General features: G+C 44.0%; 20 protein-coding genes and 1 pseudogene. 6 read left to right on the top strand and 15 right to left on the bottom strand.

What is annotated here, in order from left to right:
• Positions 1-54: 54 nt before the first annotated feature.
• The 4 genes from proC to pipX all read right to left on the bottom strand — a co-directional run bounded on the left by proC (position 55) and on the right by pipX (position 2,848).
• Positions 55-867 carry a pyrroline-5-carboxylate reductase gene (gene proC, locus IM450_RS17335; protein WP_043997650.1) on the bottom strand — a complete coding sequence of 271 codons (813 nt, stop codon included), beginning with the start codon at positions 865-867 and terminating at the stop codon, positions 55-57.
• Between the two features lie 124 nt (positions 868-991).
• On the bottom strand, positions 992-1,564 hold the full coding sequence (locus IM450_RS17330) for a cell division protein SepF (protein WP_002800390.1): 573 nt from the start codon (positions 1,562-1,564) through the stop codon (positions 992-994).
• 348 nt (positions 1,565-1,912) lie between these two features.
• Positions 1,913-2,572: a YggS family pyridoxal phosphate-dependent enzyme gene (locus IM450_RS17325; protein WP_002800388.1), complete on the bottom strand. Its 660-nt coding sequence runs from the start codon at positions 2,570-2,572 to the stop codon at positions 1,913-1,915.
• Positions 2,573-2,575: 3 nt separating this feature from the next.
• Positions 2,576-2,848, bottom strand: a complete 273-nt coding sequence (gene pipX / locus IM450_RS17320; protein ID WP_002800387.1) for a transcriptional coactivator PipX — start codon at positions 2,846-2,848, stop codon at positions 2,576-2,578.
• Between the two features lie 507 nt (positions 2,849-3,355).
• Here pipX and IM450_RS17315 point away from each other — a divergent pair.
• Positions 3,356-4,897, top strand: coding sequence for an NAD(P)H-quinone oxidoreductase subunit N (locus IM450_RS17315; RefSeq protein WP_287665925.1), 1,542 nt, complete (start codon positions 3,356-3,358; stop codon positions 4,895-4,897).
• Positions 4,898-5,001: 104 nt separating this feature from the next.
• Here the strand turns inward: IM450_RS17315 and IM450_RS22600 are convergent.
• The 4 genes and pseudogenes from IM450_RS22600 to ychF form a co-directional block, all read right to left on the bottom strand.
• Positions 5,002-5,208 (bottom strand): annotated as a pseudogene (locus IM450_RS22600) (hypothetical protein); the annotation flags it as partial.
• A 392-nt stretch (positions 5,209-5,600) separates the two neighbouring features.
• Positions 5,601-6,242, bottom strand: coding sequence for a PEP-CTERM sorting domain-containing protein (locus IM450_RS17310; protein ID WP_287665922.1), 642 nt, complete (start codon positions 6,240-6,242; stop codon positions 5,601-5,603).
• A gap of 398 nt (positions 6,243-6,640) precedes the next feature.
• Positions 6,641-8,674 (bottom strand): N-6 DNA methylase, encoded by a 2,034-nt coding sequence (locus IM450_RS17305; protein ID WP_287665919.1) that lies wholly within the window; start codon positions 8,672-8,674, stop codon positions 6,641-6,643.
• 404 nt (positions 8,675-9,078) lie between these two features.
• Positions 9,079-10,170, bottom strand: a complete 1,092-nt coding sequence (gene ychF / locus IM450_RS17300) for a redox-regulated ATPase YchF (protein WP_043997648.1) — start codon at positions 10,168-10,170, stop codon at positions 9,079-9,081.
• Between the two features lie 380 nt (positions 10,171-10,550).
• Here ychF and IM450_RS17295 point away from each other — a divergent pair, with 380 nt between their 5' ends.
• The 5 genes from IM450_RS17295 to murI all read left to right on the top strand — a co-directional run bounded on the left by IM450_RS17295 (position 10,551) and on the right by murI (position 18,755).
• A complete protein-coding gene (locus tag IM450_RS17295; RefSeq protein ID WP_287665916.1) occupies positions 10,551-12,584 on the top strand; it encodes an elongation factor G in 2,034 nt (677 codons plus the stop codon).
• Between the two features lie 162 nt (positions 12,585-12,746).
• Entirely contained in the window at positions 12,747-13,973 is a 1,227-nt protein-coding gene (locus IM450_RS17290) for a dicarboxylate/amino acid:cation symporter (protein ID WP_002800380.1), read from the top strand.
• A gap of 265 nt (positions 13,974-14,238) precedes the next feature.
• Positions 14,239-15,627 carry a cation:proton antiporter gene (locus tag IM450_RS17285; protein WP_287665912.1) on the top strand — a complete coding sequence of 463 codons (1,389 nt, stop codon included), beginning with the start codon at positions 14,239-14,241 and terminating at the stop codon, positions 15,625-15,627.
• 319 nt (positions 15,628-15,946) lie between these two features.
• Positions 15,947-17,845 (top strand): N-acetylmuramoyl-L-alanine amidase, encoded by a 1,899-nt coding sequence (locus IM450_RS17280; RefSeq protein WP_287665910.1) that lies wholly within the window; start codon positions 15,947-15,949, stop codon positions 17,843-17,845.
• A 97-nt stretch (positions 17,846-17,942) separates the two neighbouring features.
• Entirely contained in the window at positions 17,943-18,755 is an 813-nt protein-coding gene (gene murI, locus IM450_RS17275; RefSeq protein WP_287665907.1) for a glutamate racemase, read from the top strand.
• 357 nt (positions 18,756-19,112) lie between these two features.
• On the opposite strand, the gene IM450_RS17270 is transcribed toward murI, so the two are convergent.
• The 7 genes from IM450_RS17270 to IM450_RS17240 form a co-directional block, all read right to left on the bottom strand.
• Positions 19,113-19,472 carry a HepT-like ribonuclease domain-containing protein gene (locus tag IM450_RS17270; RefSeq protein ID WP_002800376.1) on the bottom strand — a complete coding sequence of 120 codons (360 nt, stop codon included), beginning with the start codon at positions 19,470-19,472 and terminating at the stop codon, positions 19,113-19,115.
• Entirely contained in the window at positions 19,469-19,762 is a 294-nt protein-coding gene (locus tag IM450_RS17265) for a nucleotidyltransferase family protein (protein ID WP_002800375.1), read from the bottom strand. The genes IM450_RS17270 and IM450_RS17265 overlap by 4 nt, the downstream gene beginning before the upstream one ends.
• 174 nt (positions 19,763-19,936) lie before the next feature.
• On the bottom strand, positions 19,937-20,212 hold the full coding sequence (locus IM450_RS17260; RefSeq protein ID WP_409772692.1) for a type II toxin-antitoxin system VapC family toxin: 276 nt from the start codon (positions 20,210-20,212) through the stop codon (positions 19,937-19,939).
• Positions 20,199-20,471 carry a hypothetical protein gene (locus IM450_RS17255; protein ID WP_016514504.1) on the bottom strand — a complete coding sequence of 91 codons (273 nt, stop codon included), beginning with the start codon at positions 20,469-20,471 and terminating at the stop codon, positions 20,199-20,201. Before IM450_RS17255 ends, IM450_RS17260 begins: the two co-directional genes overlap by 14 nt.
• Before the next feature lie 234 nt (positions 20,472-20,705).
• Positions 20,706-21,017, bottom strand: coding sequence for a hypothetical protein (locus tag IM450_RS17250; protein ID WP_016514503.1), 312 nt, complete (start codon positions 21,015-21,017; stop codon positions 20,706-20,708).
• On the bottom strand, positions 21,014-21,370 hold the full coding sequence (locus tag IM450_RS17245) for a type II toxin-antitoxin system RelE/ParE family toxin (protein WP_287665902.1): 357 nt from the start codon (positions 21,368-21,370) through the stop codon (positions 21,014-21,016). The genes IM450_RS17250 and IM450_RS17245 overlap by 4 nt, the downstream gene beginning before the upstream one ends.
• A 10-nt stretch (positions 21,371-21,380) precedes the next feature.
• Positions 21,381-25,016: a serine protease gene (locus IM450_RS17240; protein ID WP_287665899.1), complete on the bottom strand. Its 3,636-nt coding sequence runs from the start codon at positions 25,014-25,016 to the stop codon at positions 21,381-21,383.
• Between the last annotated feature and the right edge of the window lie 26 nt (positions 25,017-25,042).

Below are 25,042 nucleotides of genomic sequence, written 5' to 3'. Positions count from 1 at the left end.
GCGTATCTTATCACAGATTGAGACATCAGTTATGGGTTAAAAAAGATACAAAGATTACTTTTCAGAACTACGCCCTAAATCTTTAGATCTATGATAGGCCGCCACCACTGCCTCGATAATAGTCGATCGAAAAGAGCCTTTTTCTAATTGTCTCACCCCGGCAATCGTCGTTCCCCCAGGGCTAGTGACGCGATCCTTTAATTCCCCCGGATGTATGGCCGATTCTTTTAATAGGGTTGCCGTCCCCAAAACTGTTTCTATAGCTAATTGAGATGCGATCGCTCGCGGTAATCCAGCCGCCACACCACCATCGCTTAAAGCTTCCACCATCAAGGCCACAAATGCCGGACCCGATCCCGATAATCCCGTTACCGCGTCCATCAAAGCTTCGGGAACTTCCACCACCGAACCGACCGCGGCAAAAATATCTCTGGCTACGGCCAGATGTTCCGGTTCCGCATGACGACCAGATGCGATCGCTGTAACCCCTTGTCCCACCGTGGCCGGGGTATTGGGCATCGTCCGGATGACGGGGCGATCGGGAAAGCCCATTTCTAAGCGATTGAGGGTAACTCCTGCTAAAATCGAGATAATTAGGGGTTTTTCGGGTATTCCCAGCAAGCTATTCACTACTTGCTCTAAAATTTGCGGTTTTACCGCTAAGATTAACACCTCAGTTGCTCTGGCGGCTTCCCGGTTATCCTCACTGACTTGCACTCCGTAGGTATTAACCCAAAAGTTGCGCCGTTGGGATTGGGGTTCACTGACTAACACCGTTTCCGGACTATAAATATTTTTTTTTAATAAACGGCTGAGAATGGCCTCGGCCATCACTCCACCGCCAATAATTCCTAAACGAATAGACACAGTATTATTGAAAGTAAAAAGTAAAAAAGAGAGATTTAGGTATCCTACCAAGAAAAAACGCATCCTCTCGAGAATCGATCGATTTCTAGCTTCGACAAACTTGACGAGAGGACTATGGGAGGATTCATTGAGCTAATCGACTGCTTTCGGCGCCCCAAGCAGGTGTGGAGGAAACGGGACGAGCTATTTTCGGGTTATCGGTGATATCGTGAATAGTTCCGGAAAGGGTGCTAACTTTAACGCAGCTGGGGGTAAATAGGAAAATACTCTCACCGATGCGTTCTTGATGACCATCAATTGCATAAGTGCCACCGGCGACGAAATCCACGGCTCTTTGTGCCTCTTCGGGATCCATGACGTTGAGGTTTAAAACCACCGATTTGCGTTCTCTCAGGGTTTGGATAACTTGGGGCATTTCCTCGAAGGAATGGGGCTCGATCACGACCACTTCTGCATTATTGTTGTTAATACCTGGCATACCGATCACGTTGCTTCTGTTGAGTCCCATAGATGTGGCTGTACTGAGATTTAAAGGTTCGCGTTGACGACGATTGAGGGGATCTTCTTCTTCGTTTTGACCCCTATCTTGGGGGGAAGACTTTTCCCAGTTCATTTCTTCGTAGTCGGTTTCGTCTTCGTCTTCCGGTTGTTCGGAGATACCGACAAAATCTTTGAGTTTGGTAAAAATGTTGTTCACAGTCTAAGTGTCCTTCAAAAGATTTTTTTGGGTGGTCTTGGCCAGAGTCGGGGTTGTTTTAGTTACCCTTAAAAATTTTGGCTCTCACTTGGTACAGGAGAACTATTTTGTTAAGGGGGGATCCATCTAGTTGATGGAACTAAATTTTTCCTTCTAGTCGTCTGGGGGCAGCGGTTAGTTCCCTCTTTTCAGTTATCAGTTATCAGGGGATAGTTTTTAGGGATTGGGAAAAAGTCAATTCCTCATTTCTAACCAGCAACTTCTAGACTAGACGCTGTAATTTTAAGATATATTATCACCGATTATTAAAATTTCTAGAGGTTTTTTCTGTAAATTTACGGCGATGGTTTAATAAATGCGATCGCCGAAGATGCCAGTTCCCACCCGGATCAAAGTGGCTCCGGCCTTGATGGCCAGAGGATAATCGTTAGACATCCCCATGGATAGATGAGGCAGGCATAAACTAGAGCTATTCTCGATTATTTGGGCTAAATCGCTGGTTTTTTCAAAGGCGGCTAACTTTTCCCCGTCGGATAATCCCTGGGGCAGAATTGTCATCAAACCCTGAATTTTTAGCTGTTGACAGTTGACTAAATCGGCAATATCTGCCAGTAATTCGGCCTTGTCCCAACCGAACTTATCGGGATCGGGGACAACTTTCACCTGTAGCAAAACTTGGGGATTAATCTCTAATTCCGCCGCTAGGCGATCGAGTCTTTGGGCTAATTTTAAACTATCGAGGGAATGAATTAAATCAAAAGATTCTAGGACTTTGCGGGCTTTATTTGCCTGTAGATGCCCGATAAAGTGCCAAGAAATATCTGGCAGGTCTTTTAGTTCTTGCTGCTTCGAGATTGCTTCCTGTAGCTTACTTTCAGCAAAATCTCTCACTCCTGCCCGGTAAGCTTGACGGATATAATCGCTCGATACCTGTTTACTGACGGCAATCAGGCGCGTGGAGGGGGGTAGGGTAAGACGGATTGACTCGATACGACTAGCGATCGTCATGAACTAGACTGAAAAGGTTTGTTGATAAGTTTGGTTGAGACTGTTAAATTCTTGCACATTACTGCGCCGTCGCAAATTCCGCAGCCGGTTTTCCACCAAAAGACGAGCATCGGAACGACTAATCGGATCGAACGAGACTTTTTTGGGTCCCACCGTCACCAGAAAAAAAAGACGTTGGGCATAAAGAGTGGTAAATAATTCCTGATGTTCTTCTAATAGACAGACTCTGTATAATAGACCGAAAGTGGGATGATTGAGATAGGTTTCGTTACTCATTCAAGCGAGCGCTAAAGGAAAAGGATTGAGCGAACTAGAAAGTTTTTCAACAACAAAATCAAGCGGATGGCTCACAAACAACTGATTTTCCGGGGGTTTCCCTAGCCTGATTTTACCAGAATCCTTCAATGACAACTAACGATGCCAGTCTATGTCATGATTTCCTGAGTTTTCACTTTTTCCCTGTTAACTTGGATACATCTCGGTGACAACTTGTCACCATCAGAAATTAGCTCTGCTGCAAAAATCAAAGATTTTCCCTTAGCTGAGTAGACTCCGAGACAGAAGGATAAAAAAGACAAGAGACAACTACAATACCCATAAAAGCTAAGATTATCTCAAATTTATCTGGTTTTTTAGATATTTTGACCCGATAGCGGCGATCAGTGAACTGAAAACTCACACCTGATCACTGATCACTGATAACTGATGACTGAATCGCTGATGAAATGCCCTAAGCTTGTATTAAGCCTTTTTTAACTTCAAATTCCTTTAACCTCAATCAATATGGATTTTTCTAGTCTTGTTGCCAGTCAGCTAAACGCCGGCGCTATCTGGCCCGAAGGAATCCTGATTATCACCCTGATGGTGATTTTAATCGGCGATTTGATCTTGGGACGGAGTGCCAGAAGTTGGCTGCCCTACGCGGCGATCGCTGGTCTGCTCGCTGCTGTGGTTGCTCTCTACTTTACCTGGGACAATCCGAAACCATTGGCCTTTTTAGGGGCTTTTGAGGGGGATAATCTCAGTATCGTCTTTAGGGCGATTATTGCCCTTTCTACCGCCTCCACAGTGCTGATGTCTATCCGTTATGTGGAACAAGCGGGAACCTCCCTAGCGGAATTTTTAGCCATTATGCTCACCGCAACCCTCGGGGGAATGTTCCTATCCGGCGCTAGTGAATTGGTGATGATCTTCATCTCCCTAGAAATGCTCAGTATTTCCTCCTATCTAATGACCGGTTACATGAAGCGGGATCCTCGATCGAACGAGGCCGCTTTAAAATACCTGTTAATTGGAGCTTCTAGCTCGGCGATTTTCCTCTATGGTGTTTCCCTTCTCTACGGTTTATCCGGAGGTGAAACCAGTTTAAGTGCCATTGCCCAAAAATTAACCGATGTTAACGGTGGTCAGTCCCTGGCCTTAGCGATCGCATTAGTTTTTGTGATTGCCGGTATCGCCTTCAAAATTTCGGCGGTTCCCTTTCACCAGTGGACTCCTGATGTGTACGAAGGTTCACCCACTCCCGTGGTGGCTTTCCTCTCGGTGGGTTCCAAAGCGGCCGGTTTTGCCCTAGCAATTCGCCTATTAGTGACGGTTTTCGGTCTAGTCAGCGAACAATGGCGGTTTATCTTTATCGCTCTAGCAATTTTGAGCATGATCCTCGGCAACGTGGTCGCCTTAGCCCAAACTAGCATGAAACGGATGTTAGCCTATTCCTCGATCGGTCAGGCGGGTTTTGTCATGATTGGTTTAACCGCCGGTACTGACGCGGGTTACTCTAGCATGATTTTCTATCTGTTAATTTACCTGTTCATGAACCTAGGGGCTTTTGCCTGTGTGATTCTCTTTGCTCTCAGAACTGGAACCGATCAGATCGCTGAGTATTCGGGACTCTACCAGAAAGATCCGCTCCTAACCCTCTGTTTAAGCATCTGTCTCCTCTCTTTGGGGGGAATTCCGCCTCTAGCGGGCTTCTTTGGTAAGATTTATCTATTCTGGGCCGGTTGGCAAGCGGGACTTTATGCCCTCGTCCTCGTTGGTTTAGTCACCAGTGTGGCCTCGATTTACTACTATATCCGTGTGGTCAAAATGATGGTAGTTAAGGAACCCCAAGAGATGTCCGATGCGGTGAAAAATTACCCCGTTATCAATTGGACTCTTACCGGGATGCGTCCCCTACAGGTGGGTATTGTCCTCTCCCTAGTGGCGACTTCCCTGGCCGGTATCCTCTCCAATCCTCTCTTTACCCTAGCGACGGATTCCGTCACCACTACCCCCATCCTACAATCGGCAGCCCTGGTGACGCACATTTCCCAGGCAAATTGAAAATCCCTGTTGATTTATCGGCGTTGTCAGATCAGAATAACAACGCCTATTGTAGGGCTAATTCCGGAATTAGCCCTACACCTAATCCGTTTTTAATAGTGTGATTAACTCTCAATTTGTTCTAAAATAGAGGCTAAAATATCTGGAGTTAATCCGTTAGCTTCTGCTTCATCACTAGCTTGATCCATAATTGGTGATAATCTTGCCGCTGCTTTTTGACGATATTTTTCTAATTCTAATTGAATAGTTCCAGTTAATTTGTTTTCTATGTTTGCTCGGTCATTGGGTTTAATTTTAGCGTAATAAGTAGCTGGTTATAATTAAATTAAAAATGGATTTTAGGTTCGATACCCCCTCCCCCCCTTGATAAGGTACGGTTGATTCATGAATCAACCCTACCCTTGATAAGGGGGGTGTTGATCCCCCCTGCCCCCCTTGATAAGGGGGGTGTTGATCCCCCCTGCCCCCCTTGATAAGGGGGGTGTCTGATAATTTTTAACGCCTACCTACTTAATTGATTGTTCTTTTTACTTTTAACAGACCTCTATTGTAGCACAAAATCACCATACTCATTGAATTTGACCCTATTGATTGAAAAGTTGCCATTCGATCAAAAAAATCAATGAATAGAAACATGGACTAAAAATAAACCCCACTCAACTGGCTAATTGAAGGGGCATTTATTGTATTTTTGGTGAGCAATTTAGCCAACTTTTGTGGTTTCTTTTTCGGCTGATTTGGATGGCTTTAGTTTGCGTTTGAGGGTTGAACCTACTCCCAGAGTACCGAGAACTCCAAGACCAAAGAGGGAGGCGGGTTCAGGTACTTGTTGTGCTGTTTGTGCTATCCCAAAAGTTACGGGGAAAGATACTGAAGCAAATACACTTACTAATGTACTGGCGCCGACTTCACCAGAAACACTCGGAGAAAGAATTCCATACAATGAACCAAAGAGACCCGTGGACGAGTTCACAAAAAATAAATCAGCCGCGTTATCCCCATTAGCATTAGCTGTATTAAAAGTTAACGTTGAAGATGTGGCATTAACCAAAAATTGCCCTGTTCCGTAAATAAAAGAAGTGTCCGCAGTATTTAAAGTAAAAGGAGTACCATTAACTGTCAAGGTAAGGTTAACGTTGGTAAAGGGATTGGGAGTACCATTCTGGATAGTATAGCTACCTATTGGCACATCTACGGTTCCCACCAAAGAAGCGTTATTACTACCATTACTCCAACTGCGGTTAACGGTATAGGTAATAGCCTTTGCTGCCACAGGAGTGAGCATAGCAGCGAGAGAAGTTGCGCCAGCTAAAGCTAGGGTGGGAATTAATCGGTTTTTAATCATCTTGATTGAGCAAACGGGTGAATAGAGGCAACTATCGTCTTGCTCGCAGCTTGGTCAAGCAACAGCCCAACCCAAGACAACAGGCAGACGGAAGAGACAATACACATTTCCCCCCCCCCCACAAATGTATCAAAAACTACAATTTAATAATTCTTTATATTTTTCTCCTCGACTAGGGACTGATACTAAATCCGTTGAGTATAGGCTACATATCAGGACAGGCAAAAGTGGTAATAGATAATCAGTCTTTAATAACCGGATTTAGTATTAAGTAAGTGGTTATAATTAAATTGATTGTCTTTGATCCCCCCTTAATCCCCCCTTGATAAGGGGGGTGTCTGATGATTTTTAACTCCTACCTACTTAAGACTTTTTCTAAGCTTAACCTGCTTTTTGCCTTACTCAAATTGGCCAAGTAGAAGACTCATTTGGTTAACAACATTCTCACTTGCCTTTAACGCTTCTTTTCTAATTGCTTGAATTTCGGTCATACTTTTTGCTATTCTCTGCTGTTCAGATTGGGGTGGAATAGGCACTAAAACTTTAGACAAATCATCTACTAAAATAGTAGGAATAGCATGACCTGTCATGTACCTTTTAATCTGACGCAAAAAAAAGTCTGTTCGCATATATACTAATAAAAACAAAGGCTCGACTCCCTGAATATTTCTTAATACCGAAAATCCATTTGAGCAAATTGCTCCGTCTTCATCTTCCGTGATTAGGGCTGTTGCTTGGCGTGGTGTTCCTGTACTTGCTCCTGAAATTGCTGTAATAATATCGCCTTTGTACAATCTATAAGTTGCGCGAGATGGGGCCTCGTGTGCCTTAATTATTTGTTGGGAAACAACTTGCATTGTACGATAATCAACATCGGAAATAGCTATATATCTAATTTCACTGTCCCTAGCTAAACGAAAATCAGCCGCCTCTCTCAAAATATCGGCAATTTCACCTAAAGGTTTCGCCCCAATAGATTTTAGATGTTCTAATAATTTTTGGTCATTGGGTAAATAATGTTCGGCATCCAGTCTCGAATTGAGCAGGGTGTTTTTAACTGTATAAATACAATCGCTGTTTTGTGCAAATTCGCCATTGATAAATGACCTAAAAGAGTGAGAAATATCATCTATATCATCGTCAACTATTGGCAAACCTGATTTTTTTCGGGCTATAACTCCCGACTCGTTGCGCTTATATATTGTTTGTCCTTTAACGTCATAGCCTATTTTTTTGATTTGTGCCATAAAACAAGAATCATTGTTTGCTGGTAATTTTTGAACCACCAAAAGTGATGTCTTGATTCCAGTGCCGTAGGGTACAAAGGCTTCCGGCGGTATGGAAACAACACCTAATATTTTTGTTTGGGAGCGCAACCAATGCCGAATCGGTCCATTAGAGATATTTTGTAATAAACCATCGGGCAGAATAATCGCCATGCGTCCACCTGCCCGCAATAATTTTATAGATTTCTCAATAAATAAAATATCGGGCGACTGACCTGCTAAAACGGTTGGGGAAACTTCCCAACTATTGGACGCTGATTTATGCCATTTCCGGGCAAGAATATATGATTTAAGAATTTTCTGGTCTTCTACTTTGCCTTTATTTCCGAAAGGAGGATTGGTCAAGATAACATCAAAGGAATTATTTAATTTTTCATCTTCGATAAGCGCATTAGTGCAGATAATTTCTGAACCTGTGCCACCTTCAAAAACTAAACGAATCATTCCCGAAAGGGCGACATCAGGATTAAATTCAATTCCTGTAATACTTTCTTGCACAAAACTTGCTATATCGAACTCTGGATTATTTTGTCGAACATGGTTTATTGCTTGAATTAAAAAACCACCACTTCCGCAAGCAGGATCTATAATTTTTTCGTTTGGTTTGGGGTCTATCATTTCAACCGCAAGACGGACAATTGGGTGAGGGGTAAAAAATTCTCCCCTATCTCCACGCTGGTGTCTATTTACAAAAGTCTGAAAGGCTTCCCCTTTTATATCGCCAGATGTTTGAGTTAAATTAATGTACTGTAACCTGCCTACAATATACGCAAGAGTCAAAGGTTTTAACTTGAATGTGTCATCGGTGAAAAATCCCCGATAATGATTCTTGATGGAGGTAAATAATTGACTGAGACGCGACATAAATTCATCGGACTTATTTGCTACGATGGCTTTATATTCACTTGCCGTAACGCCAAAATTTACAGATTGCTTGGCAGATTTTTCGTCATGAAGTTTGATGATGATTAGTTTAACCATCTCGTGAAAAATCTTGTCTTTGAGCATTCCTTCGTTGGCGTAAATATAATTATGGCACTCTTCAAAAACTGCTGAAAGATTGTTAGAAGGTCGTAATTCCTGAATTTGGGGGAGTTTTTCAGGTAACAGGCTATCTTCGGAAAATAACAATCCTTGCTCTTTCATTTACTGCGCTTGATTTGACCGTTTACCCTTGCGGGTTGTTGAATAGATAGAATATTTTTAGCCTTGACTGCATTCCTAGCAAACCAGTCTTTTAGTGGACAGAGATCATCGCCATCTTGATTAAACAAGAACTTGCCACTATACCTGATTATAGAATATAAATTAGAGGATGTCAAGAGATAAAAAATTCAGTTTAATGTTAACCAAAATGAGTAAAAAAAGCTGAGAGATTGTTTAGGGCAGAAATTCGGAGCATCTTTCAAATTGACAAGGCCAATTGTAGGGTTAATTCATGAATTAGCGCCAATTGTAGGGCTAATTCATGAATTAGCCCTACAGCTATTGACAACGCCTATTGTTTAGCTTTTTGATCAGGTGGCGGCGTTCACCTGATTTATTTTTAGCTATACATTAAAACGGAATAGTAAAACATCACCCTCTTGAACAATGTATTCCTTGCCTTCACTTCTGACTAAACCTTTTTCTTTAGCGGCGCTCATCGTGCGACTATTAACTAAATCCTGATAAGACACAGTTTCTGCACGAATAAAACCCCGTTCAAAATCCGAGTGAATAACTCCGGCTGCTTGAGGTGCTTTCATACCGGCAATAATCGTCCATGCGCGGGTTTCTTGGGGACCAGTGGTGAGATAGGTACGCAGTCCTAATAACTCGTAGGTAGCTTTAATTAAAGATTTTAATCCCCCTTCTTCTACTCCTAAAGAACCAAGAAAATCTTTTCTTTCTTCCTCCGACAATTCCACTAATTCCGATTCTACTTGAGCAGAAACGATCACAACTTTTGCCTGTTCCTGTTGGGCAATTTGACGGACACTTTCTACCCAATCATTACCCGTGGCCAGATCATCTTCGCTAACATTAGCGGCATAAATAATCGGTTTACGACTCAATAAACCGAGATTTTTAATTAATTCTTCTTCCTCTTTGCTTAAATCCACTTTTCGCGCCGAAATACCGTCATTAAGACAAATTAGGATTTTTTCAAGTATAGCCAATTCTTCGGCGGCTTCCTTGCTATTTTTCGCCTGTTTGCGTAAACGTTCCACCCGCTTCTCCACCTGTCCCAAATCCGCTAGAGCTAACTCTAGATTAATCACCTCGATATCCCGGGCCGGATCCACGGACCCAGAAACATGAATAATATCATCATTATCAAAACAGCGCACCACATGAACGATCGCGTCCACTTCCCGGATATTAGCCAAAAATTGATTACCCAATCCTTCCCCGCGACTCGCACCCTTGACTAATCCGGCGATATCGACAAATTCAATCCGCGTCGGCACGATTTTCTCAGAATTAGAGATTTTAGCCAAAACCTCCAGACGTTCATCGGGGACGGATACCACACCCACATTCGGTTCAATGGTACAAAAGGGGAAATTAGCGGCCTCGGCCTTGGCATTAGCCACCAGAGCGTTAAATAGGGTGGATTTTCCCACATTTGGCAGTCCCACGATTCCAGCTTTTAACATAAAAATTGCTTGATAAACATCATCCCGACCTCTCACTATATCAGGCAACCTCTCGTTTTTGTAAATCCGGTTGATGAGAAAGACTCTCGATAGTTAACCGCTTAGTTAACATTTATTCAAGTTCCTTAACTAAAAGTAGGCGAGACTTTACAAGAGATTGCGAGAATGGGATGTAATGCTTGAGACTGAGTTAGGGTGAAGAGTAGGAAAGAATACACCTGTAGCACTGGGCAAAATTATAGCAAGACAGGCCTTTCGCTTCTAACTACGTCCTGAGAGTAATTTTCAGTGCTATGACAGTATATTTCCCAAGGGCGATCGAGTGTAAATATCGTCCAATCGCCGCAACTAATCACTAAATCATTGTTGGGGGTATCTGTATGAATCAAAGTATCGGAGCAAACACGCGTAATGTGGCCCTTGTCGGCCCCTACTCCAGTGGAAAAACCTCCTTACTGGAAAGTTTACTTTTCGTAACAGGAGCCATCACCAGAAAAGGTAAAATTAGCGATCGCAATACCGTTGGTGATAGTTCCACGCAAGCGCGGGATCGACAGATGAGTGTAGAAGTTTCCGTTGCCCACAGTCAATACCAAGACCTAAATTTTACCTTTCTCGATTGCCCCGGTTCGATCGAATTTGCCAGTGAAACCTATAATGCCCTGGTCGGGGCCGGTGCTGCTATTATCGTTTGTGAACCGGTGGTCGATCGAGTTCTCACCCTGGCTCCCTTGCTAAAATTCCTCGATGATTGGGAAATTCCGCATCTAATCTTCATCAACAAGATGGATCGCTGTAATAGTCACTTTAACGAAGTCCTACAAGCTCTCAAATCCGTTTCTAGTCGTCCCCTTGTTCCCCAGCAATATCCTATCCGTCAGAACAACGAAACTATCGGATTTATCGATTTAATCAACGAACAGGCTTATCATTACCATCCTAACAGTCCCGCCGATCCTGTACCTTTACCCGACCACCTCAAGGAAGAAGAACAGAGCGCTCGACAAGAAATGCTAGAAACGATCGCCGAATTTGATGATCATCTTTTAGAAGAACTCCTCGAAGATATTAACCCCTCCCGGGAAGAAATTCTCCAAGACTTAAAACAAGAACTGGGAGCCGATCAGATAGTACCCGTGTTCTTCGGTATGGCGGAACGGGACTATGGTGTGCGTCATCTCCTCACCGCTTTAGTAGAAGAAGCGCCGGCCCCGACAATTACCGCCAATCGTCGCGGTCTCGATCCCAGTGCCGATGGGGACGCAGTGGTACAAATCCTCAAAACCTATTTTACTCCCCAGGGCGGTCGCCTCTCCCTAGGGCGAATCTGGCAGGGAACCCTTAACGATGGCATGGCCTTAAACGGTGTGCGGATTGGTGGTATCTATCGTCTCATGGGACAACAACAACAACCCTTACAGCAGGCCCAAGCGGGGGAAATTGTCGCTCTCGGTCGTTTGGAGGGAATCGCCACCGGAGACGTGGTGAGCAGCGGCAGTCAAAAACCCGACCTTCCCAAAGGATTACAGCTTAAACCCGTCTTTGCTCTCGCTATTGCCGCCGTCAATCGCAAGGATGAAGTTAAATTAAGTTCAGCTTTGACAAAACTGATCGAAGAAGATCCCTCCCTCTACTGGGAACAACACGGCGACACTAAAGAAGTGATTCTCTGGGGACAGGGAGAAATTCATCTACAAGTGGCCCTCGATCGCCTAGCACGCAAGTATAATCTACCGATGACCACCCATTTACCCCAAGTTCCCTACAAGGAAACGATCAAAACCAGCACCAAATCCCACGGACGTTATAAACACCAAACCGGCGGCCACGGTGCTTTTGGTGATGTGTATCTCGATATTAAACCCCTGGCCCGGGGGGAAGGTTTCCACTTCCATGAAAGCATTGTCGGTGGTGTCGTCCCCAAACAGTATATCCCCGGGGTGGAAACGGGAGTGCGGGAATATCTCGGTCATGGTCCTTTGGGTTTCCCCGTGGTGGATATTGATGTCACCCTCACCGATGGTTCCTATCACAGTGTCGATAGTTCCGAACAAGCTTTTAAACAAGCGGCCCGTCTAGCGATGACGGAAGGACTGCCTAAATGTCATCCGGTCTTATTAGAACCCATTCTATCGGTGACGGTTCTCGCTCCCTCAGAATACACCGCCAAGGTTTTACAGTTAATCAGTGGTAAACGCGGTCAAATTCAGGGTTTTGAAGCTTCTGAGGAGTGGAAAGGTTGGGATCAGATAACAACCTATCTCCCCCAAGCGGAAATGCAGGATTTTATCGTTGAATTGCGTTCTTTGACTATGGGTGTCGGTTTCTTCCAGTGGGATGAGGATCACCTGCAAGAAGTGCCAGATAAACTGCGCGATGCGGTTTTAGCCATGCAGGGTAATGGTAACAAGTAAAGTCTTCTTGGCTGTCACTAAAGTATAGGGATAAATTACCGAGAGATGGGCTTTTATTGGCTCATCTCTCCCTTTTCTGGCAAAAAATGACAGAAGGGTTCGATAAGATTAGCCTAGTGCTACACTGCCCCAAATTAGTCTCGGAATTCTCAACTTAACGCCATGAATTTATCTAACCTGATCTTAGTCGCCCTCGGTGCGGGAATTGTTTTCGGTGCGCTGCTCAATGGTTTTTTTCCTGCGCTAATCCTACCTTTAGATGACTATATTCTCGCGCCGGTGGGAGAGGTTTTTCTGCGCTTAATTCAATTTGTGGTGGTTCCGATCGTTTTTTCTTCCCTTATTTTAGGATTAACCCGGGTACAGAATGCTGCGCGGATCGGTAGATATTTACTCAGATTGATGACTGGCTATCTGCTAACCAGTACACTTGCTCTGTTAATCGGCATGGCCACGGCGTTGTTATTAAAACCGGGGATAGGTTTAGAGGGATTTGCCACTAATGCCGCCATGACCACCAATACACCAGTATCCTTGAGAGATTGGCTGATTAGCTTAATTCCAGTTAATCCCCTAGAAGCTCTTACCGGGGGCAATCTTTTACAGGTAATCGTGACGGGAGTTTTATTTAGTATCGGCATCGGACTGGCCAAAGAGGGGGCAAAACCTTTTATTCTCTTGATAGACAGTCTTTATCTAATCAGCGAGAGAATCCTATCGGTGATTCTTTATCTAGCACCTGTGGGGGTATTTGCTCTGATTGCTTCGGTTATCGCCACCCAGGGATTAGAATTAGTGGCGAGACTTTTTTTCTATGTTTTTGGTCTGTTTTTGGCCAGCGCCTTGATGATTGGGGTGTATGTTTTGCTCCTTTTTGCTCTCAAAGGAGAACCTCGACGCTTTTTTAGCTCTTTATCGGAGTCTTTATCCTTATCTTTCGGTACTGCTAGTTCTAACGCCGCTTTACCTGTGGTTTTGCGGGAAATTCAAGAATACGGTTTACCTGAAGATATCGCCAGTTTCGCTATTCCCTTGGGAACGGTACTAAAACGCGATGGTTCGGCAATTTTACAGGGATTTAATGCTCTTTTTATCGCTCAGGTTTACGGAGTTCCTTTAAGTCCCTCTTTGTTATTAGCGATCGCATTGAGTGGTTTATTGGTTTCTTTTAGTACCCCGGGGGTCCCCGGCAGCGCATTAATTACCATGACTACCGTATTATCGGCGGCGGGTTTACCCTTAGAGGGAGTGGCTTTAGTAGCAGGGGTCGATCGCTTGACCGATGGCTTTAAAACCGTGTTAAATGTGATCGGTAATACAGTTAATGCTATCCTGCTCAATTACTGGGAATTAGGAGAAAAGGAAAAATCCCTAGAATCAAAAAACTAGCCTCACCGGGCCTCTTGCAAGAGTGCCTTTCTTCACTAGGAAATTTATGGGGATTCTGGTTCAATCTGATGTCATGGGTTCCTACAACATTTTGCGAAAAGCATTCCCAAATGCGTTTAACCGCTATGGGATAGAGAGGTGCGTAGTTCACCCAAGGAGAATCAATCTCTTGAAGTAAAAGTGAAGGGAATTTCTGAAATGGAATTCAGTCTGCATATATTTGACTATACTTTTACTAACTATTGGGAGTAATTTTGAGCGAGCGATGATACTACAGCCTTTCCTTTCTTCCGCTTGGAGTTTTAATCTTCCCCTGTTAGCCTCGGCAGCTACGGCCGAGACTGCCGATAGTGCCTTAGTTTTAGCCTGCGTGCTGCTGAGTTTGACCGTTATTTATTTCGCCTGTAAACTGGGGGGGGAAATATGCGTCCGATTCAACTTGCCTCCCGTGTTAGGAGAATTAGTCGGTGGGGTGATTATCGGGGTTTCTGCCCTAAAATTACTGGTTTTTCCAGAAGGAGGAGCGGGATTCGAGGATTCTCTCCTAATTCATTTCCTAGAATCCACGTCATCCCTCACCCCGGAGCAATCTCCCGCCGTTTTTAGTGCTGCTAGTGAGGTGATTTCCGTCCTCTCGGAATTGGGGGTAATTATCCTGCTGTTCGAGATCGGTTTAGAATCAGACTTACAGGAATTAATTCGCGTCGGTCCACAGGCAGCTGCCGTCGCAGTGGTGGGGGTTGCGGTTCCCTTTTTGGTGGGTACTTTGGGTTTAATCTATATTTTCCATCTGGCCACCATTCCCGCTATTTTTGCCGGGGCAGCTCTAACCGCTACCAGTATCGGCATTACCGCCAAGGTTTTAGCAGAAATAGGGAAGTTATCGGCGAAAGAAGGTCAAATTATTATCGGGGCAGCGGTTCTCGATGATATTCTCGGTATTATCGTTCTCGCCGTCGTTGCTTCTTTGGTGAAGACCGGAGAAGTGCAGATTAGCAAAGTAATTTATCTAGTTATTAGTTCTAGCGCTTTTGTGGTCGGGGCGATCCTGATCGGTCGTTTTTTAAGCCCCTTTTATGTTCAATTAGTTAATAGCATGAAAACTAGGGGACAATTGCTCTTAGTTTCCCTGATTTTCGCCTTTATTCTTGCCTATATTGCCCAAGTTATCCAATTAGAAGCGATTCTCGGTTCCTTTGCTGCGGGCCTAGTCCTGGCGGAAACGGAAAAGCGATCGGAATTGGCAGAACAAGTGTTCCCGATCGCCGATTTATTTGTACCGATATTTTTCGTCTGTGTGGGGGCAAAAACCGATTTAAGTGTCCTTAATCCCGCTATTCCCACCAATCGAGAAGGATTAGTCTTGGCCGCTTTCCTAATTGTCGTCGCTATTTTGGGTAAAGTGGTGACGGGGTTAGCCGTTTTCAGCAAGGAAAAACTCAATCGCTTGGCGATCGGAGTTGGCATGATTCCCCGGGGTGAAGTGGGTTTAGTCTTTGCCGGAGTCGGGGCCGCTAGTGGCGCTTTATCCCCCGCTACCGATGCAGCCATTATTATGATGGTGATCTTGACCACCTTTGTCGCTCCGCCTCTGTTAAGGTTAGTATTTAAAGAACCTACCGCCAGCCCTCAATCAGTGAGCAGTGAGCAGTGAGTTAGGAGCCGGTCGTCGGTCGTCAGTGTTCAGGAGTCAGCCTTTATTTATTCTCCCAACTCTGGCGCTCCCTTCTCCTCATCCCCCCCACTTCCCAATTCATAATTTATAATTCATAATTTATAATTCCCGCTCCCCAACACCCAATCCCTGATCACTGATCAGAAACATAGCAGACCATGCCAACGTCCCATAAGCTTGTTTTTATTAATAGTCATTCTCAGAGCATTAACGGAGCTATGGATGGCCAAAAATCGACAAAATCGTCCATTTTTACCGAAAAAAGGTAATTGATAACTGAGCAACGGGAGCATCGATCGTGAGATTTCATTGGTTATTCCTAAGCGCATTAACTTGGTTGCTGGTGGCGGTCCCTGCTTGGGCCGGCAAGCTCGTCTTTTGGCGATTCGACACCAATGAGAATCGTCTGGTGTTCACCACCGACAATCGAGTGCAACCGCGAGCGCAAATGATTACTAACCCCACTAGGATCGTGATCGATCTGCCCGGGATCAAGTTAGGGCAACCCAATATTAACCGGCCCATTGGCAATATCGTCAGAAGTGTCCGTATTGGTCAATTTGATGCGGAAACTACCCGTTTAGTGATTGAATTGGCCCCCGGCTACACCTTTGATCCTCAACAGGTAAAAATTCGCGGAATTTCGCCCACCCAATGGACAGTGGAATTGCCAGAACCCCAACCGATTCGGGAGGAAACGCAACCACCCGTCACCCCTGACCCCACACCTCCCCCCGATCGCGGTTCCACCCGTCCCACTCCCCCACCTCCAGTTAGCCAGACCGACAACAACGATGATTTTCAGATCACTCGCAATGGTCTTTTTGTCCGTTTAGAGCAAAATGGTGATGATCGATCGATCCGCAGTCAACGCAGCCGCGACGGCAAAAAAATCGAATTTGAATTACCCGGGGCCACTTTACCCGGTAGTCTCACCGGTCAAACTATCCCCGTCAATCGCTATGGGGTCGGTGATATTCAATTCAGTCAGACTGCCAATCAACGGGCTAAGATTTCCCTAAGCGTTAATAAAGATAGCCCCGATTGGCAAGCTCTCTATAGTCGTTTTGGTGGCTTGGTTTTACTGCCTAGGGGCGGTCTGAGTTCCGTGGATAATATCTCCTCACCTCCCCCGACTCAGGCCACTAATCCCACTCCCCGTCCCAATAATCCCCCCGCGAAAACTGCCAATAATCCCCCTTCTAGCAGTCGTTTGGCCACGATCTCCTCGATCGATCTGGCAGGTAATAACGATCGCCTCTTAATTCGCGCGGATTTACCCCTAAAAGCTAACGGCATTGTTAACCGGGATGGTGTCTATGAACTACGCATCGAAAATGCTAAGTTAGCCGAGTCTTTTCGCGGTCCGCGCTTCGGTCGCAATAGTCCCATCTATCAATTGCGGGTACGTCAGGAAAGTGTCAATAAGGTGCTGATTTTGGTACAGACGGCCGCGGGTTTTCAACTGGGACAATTAACTCAAACGGGCAATCAAACCCTAGCCCTAGAATTGCTGTCCTCCCGCAATTCTAGCCCCGTTTCCCAGGTTCCTGACTCCACCACTATACCTGTCCCTTTACCCCCAGATACGGGGCAATTTAACCCACCTCCGCGCCCCTCTGACCCCACCCCTAATCCCCCCCGACAACGCAATAGCCGCTTTCTGGTGGTGATCGATCCGGGCCACGGTGGTAAGGATCCGGGGGCGATCGGAATTGGTGGCCTTCAGGAAAAAAACGTAATTCTGCCCATTTCCCTAGAAGTTACCCGCATCCTGCAACAACAGGGCATCGATGTGCGTCTAACTAGGGATAGCGATTTTTTTGTCACCCTGCAAGGGCGCACGGATCTAGCTAACCGGATCGATGCCGATCTATTTGTCAGTATCCACGCTAACTCTATGGGGAAAGCACGACCGGATGTCAATGGCATAGAGGTGTATTACTTCGGCGATCGCCGTTTATCGGATACCATCCATCGCAATATTGTCCGCAGTGTCGATATGCGCGATCGGGGGGTGCGTCGGGCCCGTTTCTATGTGCTGAGAACCTCGAAAATGCCCTCTACCCTCGTGGAAGTGGGTTACGTTACTGGCGCTGAGGATGCTGCTAAATTAGCCAATGCCAACTTTCAACGACAAATGGCGGCGGCGATCGCTGGGGGGATTATTGAATATATTCAACGAAATCTCCGTTAATGATTAAATGATTGGAGCATTAGTTTACCAATCAAAAAATCCGTGTTTTAATATCATCAAATAAAGCTACTTTAGATCAGCGTTTTCCTCGATATCTATGAGAGAATCACAACTTAGTCCGATTGGTGTGTTTGATAGTGGTGTGGGTGGACTGACCGTTTTAAGGGAGTTGTATAAACAACTGCCCCAAGAATCGATTCTCTATTTCGCTGATACCGCTAGACTTCCTTACGGAACCCGTTCTAAAGGGGAAATTATCGAATTTGTCCGGGAAATTCTCACTTGGATGGGCGAGCGCCGGGTGAAAATGGTGATTATGGCCTGTAATACCAGTTCCGCCTTGGCTTTAGAAGAAGTACGGGCCGAATTTAAAGATTTACCGATTTTGGGGGTAATTTTGCCCGGGGCAAAAACTGCCGTTAAACAAGGAAAGCGCATTGGTGTGATTTCTACCCCGGCTACGGCTAAAAGTAATGCCTATAAACAGGCAATTCAAGAAATCGATCCTACTGCCCAAGTTTGGCAAATTCCCTGTCCTGAATTTGTACCTTTGATCGAGGCTAACCGCATTTTTGACCCCTACACCACGCAAGTGGCTAGGGAATATCTTCAGCCTTTACTCGCAGAAAATATTGATACTCTGGTCTATGGTTGTACCCATTATCGCCATCTTTCCCCGGTTTTACGTCGTCTTTTACCTAGTTCCGTGCGCTTGGTAGATCCCGCCGCTTCCGTTGTCCGAGCAGCGGAAAAAGAGCTAGAATTATTAGGTATAAAAAATCCCGAAACACCCCTACCTACTAACTTCGCAGTTAGCGGTGATCCTGATACTTTTGCCCGTTTATCTCGTCAATGGCTCGGTTTTTCTCCTACGGTAGAAAAGGTTTATTTACCCGTCCCTGTTTTATAACCGTTAGCCTTTTTCAGTGAGCAGTAATCAGTTAGAAAAGGCAGAAGGCAAAAGGCAAAAGGAAACCAGATCCTTGCCCCCATCTCCTGACGACCGACTCCTATCTCCCCACTGATAACTGATAACTGATCACTGATCACTGATTAGGAGTTGATTTTAGCTTTTTTTGCGATCGATAGTAAAAGATAGATCACCAGTAAATACACCATTGGTAACACTAAGGTCATGGTAGGCATTGTTTGATTAGGGAGGAGAGAAGATAGTTAAAATTAGGTAGGCTTAATCTTTCCCCATTGATCATTGAATGACTAGCGACGAGAAAACCGGCCAAATCTGCAAACAGATCGAGCTTATCCGTCAGTCACTCTGCCAAGGGACTAGGATCGAGTTGGACAGGTAATCGTCTTCAACTCCATTCTTCGCACCAGAAACCGACGAGAAAAAATTCCTCATCTTAAGTAGGTCAATTCCCCCTAAATAATCATGTACTAAAATATTCCTAAAACCAGAAATATTACGCCAGTCAACATCGGGAATATTTGCCTTTAATTCCTCCGAAAGCCGTTGAGTTGATTCTGCCAAAGTTTGTAAGCGTCTAATGATAGCATCGCTGATCATTGAATTAGCAAAAAACTCCTGTTTTCCTCCTTGGGAATACTCCTTAATTTTATCAATACAGTCTAAAATATATTCAAGATAAACTTGATCTTCATTCATAACTTAATTGCCTCCTTTAAGATTCGCTGTTTAATTAGATGATGAAGGCTTTTTTCAGTTACTATATCCACTTTACACCCTAAGAGAGCCTCTAAATCAACTAATAATCCACCTGGAAACCAAGGGGATGTTTTAGCTAAATCATAATCAATTAAAAAATCAATATCACTATTTTCGGTTTCCTCACCTCTAGCAACGGAACCAAATACACGCACATTAAAAGCACCATGTTTGGTGGCAATTTTTAGGATATCCTCTCGTTTGTCTTGTATGAGTTGTTTTAGGGTCATAAAATAAGTAGGTAGGCGTTAAAAATTATCAGACACCCCCCTTATCAAGGGGGGATTAAGGGGGGATCGGCACCCCCCTTATCAAGGGGGGCAGGGGGGATCCCCCCGCCTATCGGCACCCCCCTTATCAAGGGGGGCAGGGGGGATCGAACCTAAAATCCATTTTTAATTTAATTATAACCAGCTACTTAGATGAGTATTTTCAAGGTGGAATAATAGAAATTTTTGGGGATGTCTCTCAAATACGTTCATTAATTTTATTTGTTTTTCAACTCCTGTATAGAGATTTGGAGAACGTTGTAAAAGAAGATTACAACTTTCTGTTAAAACACACCAAGTTGTAATTAGTGGTTGAGAAGAATACTGTGCTAAGGTTTGCTGTGCTATTAGATGATATTGATCTTTATTGTTAAATAAAGCCACCCAGAATCCGGTATCAACGATGATCATATTTAGCTTTTAATCCTTCTTTGAGAACAGATTTATAATTAGTAGAAAGGTCGGATTCTGCACTAATACAACCGATTAATCCAGATTCTTTTAAAATGTCTAGGGTACTTTGAGCTTCAGGGTTTATTTTTGATGCAATCTCTGGCTTTTTTGCCAAGGAATAGCGTTTTTTTAATAACTCAATAAAATCAATCAGTAAGTTTTGTGCTTCTTCAGGTAATTGGTTAATATCTTCTTGGATTTGTTCTAAGTTAATCATTAATTTTCCTCCGTTAAGATTTTTAAATGGGCTGCTAATTTTTAAGCCACATAACGAATAATTTTGACTTCTGCTCCTTTATTAACAGGAATAGAATTACCGTCGGTTGGGTTGAACCAAGGAAACCCAACAAAAAGATTCAGACGGATTTAGGGGTTGGGTGTTGGGTTTCGCTTTTCCTGAGAATTGAGAGGTTTTCTTCAACATATTTATTCGCTCAACCCAACCTAGTAACTACGGGCGCTCACTACTTAATTTAATCACTTGTTGCTCAGGAAATTTAAGGGTAAGTTCCCATTCTCCCCCTAATTCCCTCATCATACGGGTTAAATTTTCTAGGGTAAGATGTTGTTTTAAATCATCCGATTTTGCTGAGAAACAGGGCTGTTCACTTTCGCTTTCCGTGATTTCTTCTGAAGCAAGTCCTAGGCGTTGAAGAAGTTCATCAATGATTTGCATTTCTTGTAAAAGCTCTTGGGTTTTAGCTTCAATTTTTGCCCTTCTTTCAGAGGGCAGTTTATCCATTTCTTCATCAAAGGTAATCATAGATTTTGCTCCGTTAAGGTTTTTAAATAGGCTTCAAATCTTTTTTCGGCGATGGGAATGTTTTTTTCATACCATCTTTTATCGCCAGTTTTATTTCCTCCTACTAGCATGATAGCCTGACGGATAGGATCGAAAGCAAAAAGCACTCGCCAAGGTTGTTCTTGATGCTGTACTCGCAATTCTTTAAGGTTGGGGTAACGACTGCCTTGAAGAGTGTCAACATAAGGTCGTCCTAACAAGGGTCCTTTTTGTTTAAGTAGCCCAATATAAGCCAAGATTGAATCTTGTACAGTTTCTTCTTGTTCGTATAGCCAATCTCGAAAGGCTTCATCAAAGATAATATTCCATTCCATCTTTTTTTTCCTAATTTTTACTCATTTCTTGGCGAATGATGCTGATTAGTTTTTGAGCTTGTTGATAACCTGCTTCATTCCCTTGTTGACGATATAATTCTGAGGCTTTTTCGGCATCAGCAAGGGCTTTTGGAAACTCTCTTGTCAGGGCATAAACAACCCCCCGATTGATGTAAGCATAAGCATAATTAGGATTAATTTCAATAGCTTTGCTGTAGTCAGAGAGGGCTAAATCGTATTTCTGCAAGTGAATGTAAAGATTCCCACGATTGTTGTAAGCCTCAGCATAATTAGGATTAATTCTAATAGCTTGGTTGTAGTCAGCTAAAGCTAATTCGTATTTCTGCAAGTCAGAGTAAAGAAGCCCACGATTGTAGTAAGGACCAGCATTATTAGGATTAATTTCAATAGCTTTGTTGTAGTCAGAGAGGGCTAAATCGTATTTCTGCTGGTTATAGTAAAGAATCCCCCGACTGACGTAAGCCCCAGCATCATTAGGATTAATTTTAATAGCTTTGTTCCAGTCAGCTAAAGCTAATTCGTATTTCTGCAAGTCAATGTAAAGAAGCCCCCGATTGTAGTAAGCCTCAGCTAAATTAGGATTAATGTCAATAGCTTTGCTGAAGTCAGAGAGGGCTAATTCGTATTTCTGCAAGTCATCGTAAAGAACCCCCCGATTGTTGTAAGCCTCAGCATAATTAGGATTAATGTCAATAGCTTTGTTCCAGTCAGCTAAAGCTAATTCATATTTTTGTTGGAGACGGTAAAGAAGCCCCCGATTGTTGTAAGCCACAGCATCATTACGATTAATGTCAATAGCTTTGTTGTAATCAGCTAAAGCTAATTCGTATTTCTGCAAGTCAGAGTAAAGATTCCCCCGACTGGCGTAAGCACCAGCATCATTAGGATTAATGTCAATAGCTTTGTTGTAATCAGCTAAAGCTAATTCGTATTTTTGTTGGCGACGGTAAAGATTACCCCGACCTAAGTAAGCCTCAGCTAACTTAGGATTAATGTCAATAGCTTTCCTGTAGTCAGAGAGGGCTAAATCGTATTTCTGCAAGTTTTTGTAAAGAACCCCCCGATTGTTGTAAGCCACAGCATCATTAGGATTAATGTCAATAGTTTTATTGTAGTCAGCTAAAGCCAATTCATATTTTTGTTGGTTATAGTAAACAAGCCCCCGATTGTTGTAAGCCAAAGCATCATTAGGATTAATGTCAATAGCTTTGCTGTAGTCAGAGAGGGCTAAATCGTATTTCTGCAAGTTTTTGTAAAGAATCCCCCGATTGTAGTAAGCCTCAGCATAATTAGGATTAATGTCAATAGCTTTGTTGTAATCAGAGAGGGCTAATTCGTATTTTTGTTGATCAGAGTAAAGAATCCCCCGACTGTTGTAAGCCACAGCTAAATTAGGATTAATGTCGATAGCTTTGCTGTAGTCAGAGAGGGCTAAATCGTATTTCTGCAAGTTTTTGTAAAGAATCCCCCGATTGTAGTAAGCCTCAGCATAATTAGGATTAATGTCAATAGCTTTGTTGTAGTCAGAGAGGGCTAAATCGTATTTCTGCTGGTTATAGTAAAGAATCCCCCGATTGTAATACCAAGCAGCACGGGGAGCGAGATTAATTGCCTGAGTAATCGCCGCTAATCCCTCATCATAGCGTTTTAATCCACTTAATACTCCGTATTTCTCGTTATAGTAATTGGGGTTATTGGGAACCAGAGAAATCGCCTGATTAATCACCGATAATGCTTGCTCATAATTTTCTAAATAGCGATAAACAACACTTTGCTTTTGTAAAATACTACTGTGAAACTTCTTTAAATCTTCCCGTTTAGGTAAGGTATTAATCGCTTGTTGCAAAGCTTCTATAGCTGGTTGATCTTTATCTAAAGCACCTAACGCTAATCCCTTCCCATACCAGGCTAAATAGACATTATCGGGGTCATTTTGCTTAATCGCTTCATCAAAGGCTTTAATTGCTTCCTCATACCTTTCTAACCGCCATAATTGTCCCCCCCTTTCTATCCAAATATCCGCCTTCGCATTGGTATTAGGAACAATAATACTATCAATCGCTTTAATAATTTCTTGTTGTTGTTGCTGACTAACTTGGGGTTGAGTAGTGGTTAATAATTGCGGTTTTACCTTGAATCTTTCTTGCAATCCGATAAAAGTGCTAATGGGAATCCCCAAACTATACCCTAACTGAATTTTCCCTTCCCCTGCTCCTTCTGAACGTCCATGAATCCCTATTACTCTCCCCTGAGAGTCTAATACTGCACCGCCACTCATGCCCCCAAATGTGATGCTGGTATAAACTAATTCATACCCTCCTTCTAAAGAAGCAACACTTTGTAATGTTCCTCCTTGTTCATTGCTTAAGTCACTTTGGCGGGTTTGTATTAATCCCCGTTCTTTCTCGTTAATTGTACCGCCACTAAACAACCATTTCGAGGGATTTTGTCCAATTTTGGCGAAGCCTGCCGCAAAAACAAAATCATCGGTATTTGGGTTATAATTCGCTATTTCCGCAACGGGATAATTGTCCAGGCTTTCAAACTGAAAAACTGCTAAATCTACCCCTTCCTGACGGATGATGGTGCTTTTCTCGATGTTTCGAGTTTTGCCGTCGCTGGTGACGACGGTGTAGGTGTAATCAGCACAGCTGGCGGTGCGTGCCATTTCTCCGCAAAGGACGTGATCGGCGGTTAGGACGGTGTAAATATTCCCTTCTTTAGCGATAATTACGCCACTTCCATTGGCAATTACGCCACTTCCATTGGCTTTACTGCTACTATCAATCCGCACGGTGAAACCCTTGGCTTTTGTTTCTAATTCGGCGATATAGTCAGTAGGGGCGGTGGTTTCTATATCGGGGTTCACCTGCGGTAGGGGCAGGTTATAGGCGCTGAGGATTTCGGGCCGGATGTAGGTTAATAGGGTATGAAGGGGAATGCCCCAATTAACCGCTCTCATCTGTTGGATTTCTGCGTCTGTGGGTTTTGTGCCGTCTTCGTAGATGTAGTTAGAGAGAATCGGATGGGCCGATCGCCCGTTAATGCCGATTAACTCATCCTCGAAAAAGATACCACCGCCACTCATTCCCTGCACGATATCGCCACTATAACCGACGCTGTAGCCCTCCCGGAGGGGTCGATCGCTTGTTTGTTCAATTTTCCCGTTATCGGTGGTGTACTGCCCCGTTTCTGCGGAATAACCGGTTACGGTGATATCTAGTTCCGCATCCGGGGAAATGGCGCGAATTTTAGCGATCGGATAATCCCGGGTATCGCTAAACTCCACCAGGGCCAGATCCTTATCTTTTAAAAGGGAATTCGGCGCGATCGAGGCTGTGCGGGTTTGGCCGTCGTGGGTTTGGATCTGTAGGGTGGTCGCGCCGCGGGTAACGTGAGCGTTGGTCAAAACGAGGTATATACTGCCTTTTTTCCCGATAATGATTCCCGATCCCCGATTTATCTCGCTAGTAATCTTAACAGTGACTTGACGGATCGATCGCTCGATCTGCGCGTTTGGGCTGTCTTCCGCCACGATCGCCGGAGCAGAGAAAGGGGATAGCGCTTTAACCGGTACGACGGGCAGAAGTAGGAGGCTTAGGAGTAGGGGAAAGGGTTTCAACATGGTTATTATGGGGAAATTCGGGGTAA

This window comes from Microcystis sp. M083S1 (genome assembly GCF_020246405.1).
GTDB lineage: Bacteria > Cyanobacteriota > Cyanobacteriia > Cyanobacteriales > Microcystaceae > Microcystis > Microcystis aeruginosa_C.
This window is presented reverse-complemented; position numbering and strand designations above follow the sequence as displayed.

What these genes read in the sequence shown, in the direction of transcription:
- murI (WP_287665907.1), top strand. Translation starts at nt 17,943, where the DNA reads ATGAGAGAATCACAACTTAGTCCGATTGGTGTGTTTGATAGTGGTGTG.
- pipX (WP_002800387.1), bottom strand. Translation starts at nt 2,848, where the DNA reads ATGAGTAACGAAACCTATCTCAATCATCCCACTTTCGGTCTATTATAC.
- IM450_RS17270 (WP_002800376.1), bottom strand. Translation starts at nt 19,472, where the DNA reads ATGAATGAAGATCAAGTTTATCTTGAATATATTTTAGACTGTATTGAT.
- IM450_RS17255 (WP_016514504.1), bottom strand. Translation starts at nt 20,471, where the DNA reads ATGATTAACTTAGAACAAATCCAAGAAGATATTAACCAATTACCTGAA.
- ychF (WP_043997648.1), bottom strand. Translation starts at nt 10,170, where the DNA reads ATGTTAAAAGCTGGAATCGTGGGACTGCCAAATGTGGGAAAATCCACC.
- IM450_RS17285 (WP_287665912.1), top strand. Translation starts at nt 14,239, where the DNA reads ATGATACTACAGCCTTTCCTTTCTTCCGCTTGGAGTTTTAATCTTCCC.
- IM450_RS17325 (WP_002800388.1), bottom strand. Translation starts at nt 2,572, where the DNA reads ATGACGATCGCTAGTCGTATCGAGTCAATCCGTCTTACCCTACCCCCC.
- IM450_RS17310 (WP_287665922.1), bottom strand. Translation starts at nt 6,242, where the DNA reads ATGATTAAAAACCGATTAATTCCCACCCTAGCTTTAGCTGGCGCAACT.
- IM450_RS17305 (WP_287665919.1), bottom strand. Translation starts at nt 8,674, where the DNA reads ATGAAAGAGCAAGGATTGTTATTTTCCGAAGATAGCCTGTTACCTGAA.
- IM450_RS17245 (WP_287665902.1), bottom strand. Translation starts at nt 21,370, where the DNA reads ATGGAATGGAATATTATCTTTGATGAAGCCTTTCGAGATTGGCTATAC.
- IM450_RS17250 (WP_016514503.1), bottom strand. Translation starts at nt 21,017, where the DNA reads ATGATTACCTTTGATGAAGAAATGGATAAACTGCCCTCTGAAAGAAGG.
- IM450_RS17240 (WP_287665899.1), bottom strand. Translation starts at nt 25,016, where the DNA reads ATGTTGAAACCCTTTCCCCTACTCCTAAGCCTCCTACTTCTGCCCGTC.
- IM450_RS17260 (WP_409772692.1), bottom strand. Translation starts at nt 20,212, where the DNA reads ATGATCATCGTTGATACCGGATTCTGGGTGGCTTTATTTAACAATAAA.
- IM450_RS17315 (WP_287665925.1), top strand. Translation starts at nt 3,356, where the DNA reads ATGGATTTTTCTAGTCTTGTTGCCAGTCAGCTAAACGCCGGCGCTATC.
- IM450_RS17265 (WP_002800375.1), bottom strand. Translation starts at nt 19,762, where the DNA reads ATGACCCTAAAACAACTCATACAAGACAAACGAGAGGATATCCTAAAA.
- IM450_RS17295 (WP_287665916.1), top strand. Translation starts at nt 10,551, where the DNA reads ATGAATCAAAGTATCGGAGCAAACACGCGTAATGTGGCCCTTGTCGGC.
- IM450_RS17290 (WP_002800380.1), top strand. Translation starts at nt 12,747, where the DNA reads ATGAATTTATCTAACCTGATCTTAGTCGCCCTCGGTGCGGGAATTGTT.